The organism is Longimicrobium sp., assembly GCF_036280135.1.
Lineage (GTDB): Bacteria > Gemmatimonadota > Gemmatimonadetes > Longimicrobiales > Longimicrobiaceae > Longimicrobium.
This window is the reverse complement of the sequence record NZ_DASURI010001014.1, coordinates 1-8,668: the sequence shown is the minus strand read 5'-3', so window position 1 is coordinate 8,668 and position 8,668 is coordinate 1. Positions and strand designations below refer to the sequence as shown.

Below are 8,668 nucleotides of genomic sequence, written 5' to 3'. Positions count from 1 at the left end.
CGTGGAGCGGGCGGGCGATTCCGTGCGCGCCACGGGCCGCCCCCGCCGCGGCCTGCCGGCGCCGCCCGCGCGCTTCACGACGCTCGTGGTCGAGGCGCCCGACTCGGCGCTCGCGGCGTACACGCGGCGCGCGTTCGATCCGCTGGTGCCGGGGCCGTATGAACCGCGGCGGGTGCTGTCCACGCTGGACCGGCTGTACACCACCGGGCTGTTCGAGGGCATCTGGCCGCGCGTGGAGGAAGACGGCGCGGGCGGCGCGCGGCTCGTCGTCCGGGCGGAGGCGCCGCCGCGGCGCTCCATCGCCGGCGCGCTGGGCTACGACTCCGACCGCTTTGGCCGCGTGTGGCTCTCGTTTCAGCAGGTCACGGCCATGATGGGCGCGCCCACGGTGGCCAGCGTCACGGGGCTGGCCACGGGGCGCGAGCAGATGGCGGCCGCGGAGGTGCGCGCCTATCCCGTGCGCCTGTCACCGCTGGTGGCCACCCTGGGCGCGTTCATCCGCGAGACGGACGTGCCGTTCATCCGCCCCGGCGACGACGTGGAGGTGAGCCGCGCGGGCGCCTGGGGCTCGCTGGAGCTGCACCAGCTGCTGAACGAGCGCGTGGCCGTGGGCATGGTGCGCGCGGAGCGCATCGGGGTGGACGGGGGCGGGGAAGGGTGGTCCGTGGGCCCGCTGCTGCGCGTGTCCGTGCCGCAGTCCGAGCGCCCCGTGGTGGGCACGACGGGCTTCGCCGAGGCCGAGGCGCGCTGGGGCGACGTCCAGTACCAGCAGGCGCGGGCGCGCGCCTCGCTGGACGTGCGGCGGGGCGCACTGCGGGCCGCCGTCGTGGCGGACGGCGCCGCGGTCTGGGGCGACGCGCCGCCGGACTTGATCCCGTCGCTGGGCGAGGAGTGGCTGGTGCCCGGCTACCGCTGGGGCGAGGCCCGCGGCCGCGCGCGGCTCGTGGGCGGCGTGGACGCGGCCTGGCAGACGCCGCTGGGCGCCTACCTGCGCACGCGCCTCCGCGCCGGCGCCGTGGCGGACGACGTGGACGCCGTCCTCTCCGACCAGCCGTGGACGGTGGGCGCGGAGGTGGGCCTGTTCCACAGCTCCCCGTTCGGCGCGCTATCGCTGGGCGTGGGCTTCAACAACCGCGGGGAGCCGCGCGTGGTGCTGGACCTGGGCCCCGAGTTCTGATCCGCCCTTCCGCGCGACGCTGATGCTGCCGATCCGCCGAACCGCCGCCGTCCTGCTGGTGCTCTCGTCCGCCGCGTGCGCGTCCTCCGCTCCCTCCGCCTGTCCGGAGGATGCGGGGCGCGTGATGCGGCCGGAGGGGCAGGGCTGGTATCACGGCCCCCTCGTCTCCGTCGATTCCAGTCAGGCGGCCGGGCACGGCTGGATCCGCAACGTGATGGTGCAGGTGGAGCCGGAGGGGCGCACGAGGGGCCGCATGTCGTTCAGCGTGGGCGAGGGGACGACGCTGCTCTGCCGCTCCGGCGCGCGCCTGTCCCGCGCCGCGCCCCTCGCGCCGGGGATGACCGTGAGCGCGAAGACGCGGATGATTCAGGAATCCGACACCGCCTACGCCTCCGCCGACACCCTCATCGTCGGCCCGCTGCGCTAGCGGCTGCTGCCTGCCTCAGAGGCTGGTGAGGACGCGACTACCGCGACAAGCCACGCAGCGGAGGCATCCAGATCCGCAGGGTGCGGCTTTCTCTTCCCCCACCCACCCCGCGGATTCGCAGCGGGTCCGAGGCACGAAGACGCTGGAGTGCCTCGGCGGCCCACCAGTAGACCGGGTGCGGTTCACTGATCCGCACACGTTGCGCCGCATTGTTGCCGCGCCGTTGTCCCTGCGGGTCCTGGGCCTCCAGGATCAGCAGCTGGAACACGGCGTCGGAGAGCTGCTGCGCATCCACGGTGGCGGAATCCAGCAGGATGACGTTGCGGTCCTCGTTCCCGGTCCTCCGCAGGAGCGTGGGCCCGGCGCCATGGTCCGTGAGAACCAGCGTGATGGCGACCCTGCTCTCCGGCGTCTGCGGCGGTGTGAGGGGACTCACCTGTGCCGGGAGGGAGGTGGGCGCGCTCCCCATCACCAAGGCGAATCCAACGGTAAAGAGCAGGGAGCGGAAGTTCATGGCCGGTGTGCGGGTTGGCGGCAGGATTCTCATGTCGAGCTCTCGCACCACGTGTTGGTCTCCGTGTACCGGTACTCGTACGTGTCGGTATCCGGATAGTACCAGTAGTACTCGGTCGTGACGGTGTAGCAGGTGACTGTCGTCGTCCCGCCGCTTCCCCCGCCTCCCGTGCAGTTGTAGCTGATCGGAGAAGTCTTGTCCGACGGGCAGGGCGACGGCGGGCTGCACGAGCCGTTGCCATGGCTCAGGGCGAGCTGCCTCGCGAACGTGATGGATTCCGCCGAATGCTCCGTCCGCGCGTCCACCGTCATCGGCTCGGTGCACCTTGGCATGGCCACGCTCGTATACAACGCGCTCTGGTGCAGAAAGCCCGAATCATCCGTCAAGGGAGGATGCGCGTACGTGCGCCCCCCGGCCGTCTCGGTAATTCGAATGACGTGCTGGATCTTCGTGGCGCGCGAGGTCTGCGTATACGCCAGCACCGAGCTGGGGCCTACGACGGACATACGGACATCCGTTCCGAAGTCGATGATTCCGGCGTCCTCGTCCGTCGAGCTCGCAACGGAGCCCGCGTGCTCGATCCGGTCGCTGAGCCATGCCGCTCGCGCCAGGAGCGCGGGTTCCGCTGCGGGTCCAGAACCGATCCGCTGATTCACTGCCCGCAGTTCCTCCGACAATCCGGAAATCCAGGCGAGCCGGGCGGGTTCTCCCACCATTGACGTGAATTCCAGCGGAGCGGGCGCTGCCGCGGGATTGACCTCCAGGGGCATGCGGGCGCTTTCGCAAGCCGTGGTCAGGGACAGTGCGAGGATCCTCACCAGACACCTGCCGTACCGGGTCATGCGTCGGGTCACAGCCATGCGGGCCTCCAATTGAGATCGCGTGGGTGGCGGGAGCGGATGAACGGAGCTGCGCGCGGCTCGGGCCGATAGTGACGGCCCCGGGCGGTGTTCGACCCTTCTTCCCCTCCTCAGTTGGTGCGCTGGAGATGTGATTCAACCGCCAGGAAGGTCGTCTCGTATGGCGTCGCGCCGGGGTGGACCACGGACCACACCAGCCGCGGCGCGCCGTCGGAGCCCGCGGCCAGGTCCGCCTCGGTGGAGTTGAGCGATCCGAACGGCTGCTCCAGCGCGCTCCACGCCCCGTCCCACCGGGCGTACCAGAGCCCGCCCCGCTCTTCTGCACCTTGCTCGTCGTAAACGACCGCTTCGTACGTCACGTGCACGGCGCCGCAGGAGTCCGCTACCGTCCGCAGCGATCCCAGCTCGTCCGGGATGTCGAGGTCCTCGGCGGCAGACCAGGTGTCTCCCCCGTCGCCCGAGACTAGATGCCGTACGACCTGCGGAACGACCCCGCGCGTGACGTTCTGCGCCCACACCAGGTGCACGCCGCGCTGCGTGGCGAGCACGTGCACCTGGGTCGCCTGCGCGCTGCCGGAGCGGCTGATCAGTCGGGGCGGGAGCCACGTGCGGCCGTGGTCCGGCGAGCGCACGAGGAAGACGCTGTTCGCGTCGCTCTCCACGGTGCGGTCGGGCGCCACGTACGCCACGTACACCTGCCCGTCGTCATCCACGGCGATGCTGGAATAGGCGGGCAGCTCCACCCCGGGGATGCGCCGGGCCCGCCATTCTCCCTCGGAGTACGCCAGGTGCACGAGCGTCCGCGCCGTGTCGTCGACAATCACCGCGTGCAGCCCTGCCACCGGGTCCGGCGCGACATCTCCCATCCCGTCGGACCACCCGATCCGCGCGGCGGCGTACACCGGGCTGGCGGGGCTCCAGCCCTTGTCCGGCGTGTACGTGGCGTGCCAGAGCGACGCGGTGTACGTGGCGCTAGAGATCCAGTCCGCGCGCACGGCGGGTTGCCAGCCGGCGGCCGGCTCACCCCAGAACGCGTGGAGGATTTCGTCGTCCCCCAGCAGCACCCGTGGCGAGATGAACAGGAAATTGCCCGCGGGCTGGCCGATGGCTTGGCCGTCGCGCGTCATGGCGATCAGCGGCGCGGACGGCGAAGGAACGCTGTCGAAGAGGGGAATGTCGTTGCCGACGACGTAGCCGTGCGCCCCCCGCAGCGCGACGGAGGGCGATCGGATCACCGATCCCGCGGGCACGCCGGCGATCGGCCGCGGTGTCGTCCATCCGGAGTAGGCGCACTCGCCTCCGTCGGCCCGGTGTTCGATGCTCGGCCTGACGGGACGACTCGATGCGTACGCCTCCGCAGAGGAAGGACCACCGGCCCACGCGCATCCCAGGAGCATCCCCCCGCCGAGGACAAGGCAGCCCGTCAGGCGCAGCAGCCAGGATATCGCGCTCGGTATATACACGAGAAAGGGCGGAGAAGGAGCTTTGTGGGTGCCGCATGATTCGGCGCCGGTCAGGTGACGGAGCATAGCCCAGGCACCGCGGAGAGTCAACGTTTTTCTCGCGCTTCGTGAATGCGAAAGGCGCGTTCCTGAGCGAAAGGGAAGGGCGCGCACCGGCCCCTCGCATCGCCGAAATCACGATGCTTGACATCGTATAAGCACAGACTTATATATCACCCATGAAGAGCGCAGCCGATGCCGAAGACAGGATCTTCCAGGCGCTGGCAGACCCCAGCCGCCGGGCGATCTTCGAATCCCTCACGCGGGGCGAAGCGGCGGTCAAGGACCTCACGGCGCGCTTCGACATCTCGCAGCCGGCGGTCTCGCAGCACCTTGCCGCACTCCGGGACGCCGGCCTGGTGACGGGCCGGCGCGAGGGGCGCCTGGTCTACTACCGGGTGGAGCCGCAGGGCATGAAGCCGCTGATCGACTGGATCACGCACTACCAGGCATTCTGGACGGACCGCGTCCAGCGCCTGGAACAGCTCCTGGAGAGGATGGACGGATGAAGTTCGCCGATACGACCGCCCCCGCGCAGACCGAGTCCCTCGCGTTCGAGTTCGATCTGCGCCATCCGCCCGAGAAGGTGTGGCGCGCGCTCACCGATCCCGCGCTGCTGGCCCAGTGGCTGCTGCCCGCCATCGGGTTCGAGCTGGCGCCGGGCGCCGCGTTCACGTTCAAGACGCAGCCATACCCCGGCTGGGACGGCACCGTGGACTGCCGGATGCTGGAGATCGAGCCGCTTCGCAAGCTGAGCTACGCGTGGACCGTCCCGTCGCTGGACACCGTCGTCACGTTCACGCTCACGCCGACGGACGCGGGCACGCGGCTTACGCTGGTGCAGTCGGGCTTCACCCCGGAGCAGAAGCAGAACTGGGGCGGCGCGCGCTACGGCTGGAAGATGATGGGCGGCAAGCTGGTGGACCTGCTGGAGCAGATTCCCTGAACCCTGGCGTGGAGGAGGTCTCGATGAGCGGAAACAAGCTGGTTCGGCAGACGCACCGCTGGCTGTCCATCGCCTTTACGGTGACGGTCATCGCCAACTTCGTCGCCATGGCGCGGGCGGACGGGGGCACGCCGCCGGCCTGGATCACGTATTCGCCGCTGCTTCCGCTGTTCCTGCTCCTGTTCAGCGGCCTGTACCTGTTCGCGCTGCCGTACGTCTCCCGGGCGCGCGGCCGCAACGCGCAGACGGAGACCGTACAGGGAATTTGATTTCCTGAGGGAGCGCCGCGCGGAGCTCGCCCGTTCACCGGACCGTGGCGCGACCGAAGGATCTGCTCCGCAGGGCAGGGGCTCCGCTCCCGCGCCGGGTCCTTGCGAGGCGGGCGAGATCCTTCGGTCGGCGCCAGGGATCGGCGATGGGGCAGGGGACCAGCGGCGCCTCCCTCAGGAAATCAATTCTCCTGGGGAGCACCAGCGGTAGATCGGCACTGAATTCAGTCACCCGCGCACGCACACCGACGAGGCGATGATGAAGAGCTCCGCATCCACGCAGGAAACCGGGTCCGCGTCCGAGCGGATCAGCAAGCGCATCGCCGCGTTCGGCGACTGGCGGGGCGAGACGCTGGGCCGCATCCGCGCCCTCATCCACGAGGCCGATCCCGACGTGGTGGAGGAGTGGAAGTGGGACAACCCCGTCTGGTCGCGCGACGGCATCCTCTGCACGGGCGAGGTCTACAAGACGCACGTGAAGATGACGTTCCCCAAGGGCGCCTCGCTGGAGGACCCGTCCGGCCTCTTCAACTCCAGCCTGGAGGGCAACGCGCGGCGCGCCATCGACCTCCGCGCGGGCGACGAGATCGACGCGCCGGCGCTGACCGCGCTCCTTCGCGAAGCCGTGGCGCTGAACGCGTCCGGCGGCAAGGCCGCTTCCTCCCGGCGCTGAGCGCGCTACATTCTCCAAATCCGCCCCCGCCGCGGGTGCCCGTCCGGGTGCCCGCGGGATCGCGTTATCCCCGGAAGAACGCTCGATGACCGTGGCCTCCTCCCGCCCGCACCCGGCCGACACCCACGACTGGATCCGCGTCCAGGGCGCCCGCGAGAACAACCTCAAGGACGTCAGCGTCGACATCCCCAAGCGGCGGCTGACCGTGTTCACGGGCGTCTCGGGATCGGGCAAGAGCTCGCTCGTGTTCGGCACCATCGCGGCCGAGTCGCAGCGGCTGATCAACGAGACCTACAGCGCGTTCCTGCAGGGCTTCATGCCGTCGCTGGCCCGGCCCGAGGTGGACGTGCTGGAGGGACTGACGACGGCCATCCTCGTGGACCAGGAGCGGATGGGCGCCAACGCCCGCTCCACCGTGGGCACGGCCACGGACGCCAACGCCATGCTGCGCGTGCTCTTCAGCCGCCTGGGCCAGCCGCACATCGGCTCGTCCAACGCGTTCTCGTTCAACGTGCCCTCCGTCCGCGCCACGGGGACCATCACCATCGAAAAGGCATCGGGACGGACGGAGGTGCGCGCGGGCAAGGACGGCGCCCCCGTGCGGCACTACGGCGGCGAGGTGACGATCGAAAAGACGGGGATCACCGAGGAGCGCACCTTCAGCGTCACGGGCGGAATGTGCCCGCGCTGCGAGGGGATGGGCCAGGTGAACGACGTGGACCTGACCAAGCTGTTCGACGAGACGAAGTCGCTGGCCCAAGGCGCCATCACCGTCCCCGGCTACACGGCGGACGGCTGGTCCGTGCGGATGTTCGCCGAGTCCGGCTTTCTCGATCCCAACAAGCCCATCCGCGACTACACCGCGACGGAGCTGCACGACTTCCTTCACCGCGAGCCCGTCAAGGTGAAGATCAACGGCATCAACCTCACCTACGAGGGGCTGATTCCGCGCATCCAGAAGTCCATGCTGTCCAAGGACGTAGAGGCCATGCAGCCGCACATCCGCGCCTTCGTGGAGCGCGCGGTGACGTTCACGGCCTGCCCGGACTGCGGCGGCACCCGGCTGAACGAGGCCGCGCGGTCGTCGAAGATCCGCGGGATCAACATCGCCGACGCCTGCGCCATGCAGATCGACGAGTTGGCGGCGTGGGTGCGCGGGCTGGACGAGCCGTCCGTGGCGCCGCTGCTGGCCGGGCTGCGGCACACGCTGGACTCGTTCGTGGAGATCGGGCTGGGCTACCTTTCGCTCGACCGGCCGGCCGGCACGCTCTCCGGCGGCGAGGCGCAGCGCACCAAGATGATCCGCCACCTGGGCTCGTCGCTCACGGACGTGACCTACGTCTTCGACGAGCCCACCATCGGCCTGCATCCGCACGACATCCAGCGGATGAACGACCTGCTGCTGCGGCTGCGCGACAAGGGCAACACGGTGCTCGTCGTGGAGCACAAGCCGGAGACCATCGCCATCGCCGACCACGTCATCGACCTGGGCCCCGGCGCCGGCACCGCGGGCGGCGAGATCGTCTTCGAGGGCACGGTGGACGGCCTCAAGGCCAGCGGCACGCTCACGGGCCGCCACCTGGGCGACCGCGCCGCGCTCAAGCCGTCCGTCCGCACGCCCACCGGGGTGATGCAGGTGCGCGGCGCCCGCGCGCACAACCTCAAGGACGTGGACGTCGACATCCCCCTGGGCGTGCTGGTGGTGGTGACCGGGGTGGCGGGATCCGGCAAGAGCTCGCTCATCCACGGCTCGGTCTCGCCGCGCGAGGGCGTGGTGACGGTGGACCAGGGCGCCATCAAGGGCTCGCGGCGCAGCAACCCGGCCACGTACACGGGGCTGCTGGAGCCCATCCGCAAGGCGTTCGCGAAGGCCAACGGCGTAAAGCCGGCCCTGTTCAGCGCCAACTCCGAGGGCGCGTGCCCCACCTGCAACGGCGCGGGGGTGATCTACACCGACCTGGGGATGATGGCCGGCGTCAGCACCGTCTGCGAGGAGTGCGGGGGCCGGCGGTTCCAGGCGTCGGTGCTGGAGTACCGCTTCGGCGGGCTGAACATCGCCGAGGTGCTGGACCTGCCGGTGGCCGACGCGGTCGGCTTCTTCGGGGTGGGGGAGGGAAAGGTGCCCGCCGCGCACGCCATCCTGCGGCGCATGGCGGACGTGGGCCTGGGCTACCTGCGCCTGGGCCAGCCGGTGCCGACGCTCTCGGGCGGCGAGGCACAGCGCCTCAAGCTCGCCGGGCATCTGGTCGACAGCGGCGACGCCGACGAGGCGAAGCTCCTGCTGTTCGACGAGCCCACCA

At 70.3% G+C, this 8,668-nt stretch carries 10 protein-coding genes; 7 read left to right on the top strand and 3 right to left on the bottom strand.

Translation table 11 applies throughout. The features are described 5' to 3' along the window. Positions 1-1,177 (top strand): hypothetical protein (locus VFZ20_RS32610; protein ID WP_329688166.1); only part of this gene is annotated, 1,177 nt, incomplete at its 5' end. A gap of 22 nt (positions 1,178-1,199) precedes the next feature. Continuing rightward, the gene (locus tag VFZ20_RS32605; protein WP_329688165.1) at positions 1,200-1,604 is read left to right on the top strand and encodes a hypothetical protein; all 405 of its coding nucleotides are present in this window, start codon (positions 1,200-1,202) and stop codon (positions 1,602-1,604) included. A gap of 37 nt (positions 1,605-1,641) precedes the next feature. Here the strand turns inward: VFZ20_RS32605 and VFZ20_RS32600 are convergent, their stop codons facing one another. From VFZ20_RS32600 to VFZ20_RS32590, 3 genes are all read right to left on the bottom strand, one after another. Next, positions 1,642-2,151, bottom strand: a complete 510-nt coding sequence (locus tag VFZ20_RS32600) for a hypothetical protein (protein WP_329688164.1) — start codon at positions 2,149-2,151, stop codon at positions 1,642-1,644. Continuing rightward, positions 2,148-2,624 (bottom strand): hypothetical protein, encoded by a 477-nt coding sequence (locus VFZ20_RS32595; RefSeq protein WP_329688163.1) that lies wholly within the window; start codon positions 2,622-2,624, stop codon positions 2,148-2,150. Before VFZ20_RS32595 ends, VFZ20_RS32600 begins: the two co-directional genes overlap by 4 nt. A 464-nt stretch (positions 2,625-3,088) precedes the next feature. Continuing rightward, positions 3,089-4,213 carry a hypothetical protein gene (locus VFZ20_RS32590; protein WP_329688162.1) on the bottom strand — a complete coding sequence of 375 codons (1,125 nt, stop codon included), beginning with the start codon at positions 4,211-4,213 and terminating at the stop codon, positions 3,089-3,091. Between the two features lie 446 nt (positions 4,214-4,659). Here VFZ20_RS32590 and VFZ20_RS32585 point away from each other — a divergent pair, with 446 nt between their 5' ends. The 5 genes from VFZ20_RS32585 to VFZ20_RS32565 all read left to right on the top strand — a co-directional run. Next, entirely contained in the window at positions 4,660-4,989 is a 330-nt protein-coding gene (locus tag VFZ20_RS32585; protein WP_329688161.1) for a metalloregulator ArsR/SmtB family transcription factor, read from the top strand. Continuing rightward, on the top strand, positions 4,986-5,426 hold the full coding sequence (locus tag VFZ20_RS32580; protein WP_329688160.1) for an SRPBCC domain-containing protein: 441 nt from the start codon (positions 4,986-4,988) through the stop codon (positions 5,424-5,426). Before VFZ20_RS32585 ends, VFZ20_RS32580 begins: the two co-directional genes overlap by 4 nt. Positions 5,427-5,449: 23 nt before the next feature. Then, complete coding sequence (locus VFZ20_RS32575) at positions 5,450-5,695, top strand: hypothetical protein (RefSeq protein ID WP_329688159.1); 246 nt, start codon at positions 5,450-5,452, stop codon at positions 5,693-5,695. Positions 5,696-5,954: 259 nt separating this feature from the next. Further along, on the top strand, positions 5,955-6,368 hold the full coding sequence (locus tag VFZ20_RS32570) for a DUF1801 domain-containing protein (RefSeq protein WP_349264161.1): 414 nt from the start codon (positions 5,955-5,957) through the stop codon (positions 6,366-6,368). An 85-nt stretch (positions 6,369-6,453) separates the two neighbouring features. Continuing rightward, the coding region (locus VFZ20_RS32565) for an excinuclease ABC subunit UvrA (protein ID WP_329688157.1) at positions 6,454-8,668 on the top strand (2,215 nt) is incomplete at its 3' end.

Excerpts from the sequence above, each read along its gene's own strand:
- VFZ20_RS32605 (WP_329688165.1), top strand. The coding sequence starts at position 1,200 with ATGCTGCCGATCCGCCGAACCGCCGCCGTCCTGCTGGTGCTCTCGTCC.
- VFZ20_RS32600 (WP_329688164.1), bottom strand. The coding sequence starts at position 2,151 with ATGAGAATCCTGCCGCCAACCCGCACACCGGCCATGAACTTCCGCTCC.
- VFZ20_RS32595 (WP_329688163.1), bottom strand. The coding sequence starts at position 2,624 with ATGTCCGTCGTAGGCCCCAGCTCGGTGCTGGCGTATACGCAGACCTCG.
- VFZ20_RS32585 (WP_329688161.1), top strand. The coding sequence starts at position 4,660 with ATGAAGAGCGCAGCCGATGCCGAAGACAGGATCTTCCAGGCGCTGGCA.
- VFZ20_RS32580 (WP_329688160.1), top strand. The coding sequence starts at position 4,986 with ATGAAGTTCGCCGATACGACCGCCCCCGCGCAGACCGAGTCCCTCGCG.
- VFZ20_RS32575 (WP_329688159.1), top strand. The coding sequence starts at position 5,450 with ATGAGCGGAAACAAGCTGGTTCGGCAGACGCACCGCTGGCTGTCCATC.
- VFZ20_RS32570 (WP_349264161.1), top strand. The coding sequence starts at position 5,955 with ATGAAGAGCTCCGCATCCACGCAGGAAACCGGGTCCGCGTCCGAGCGG.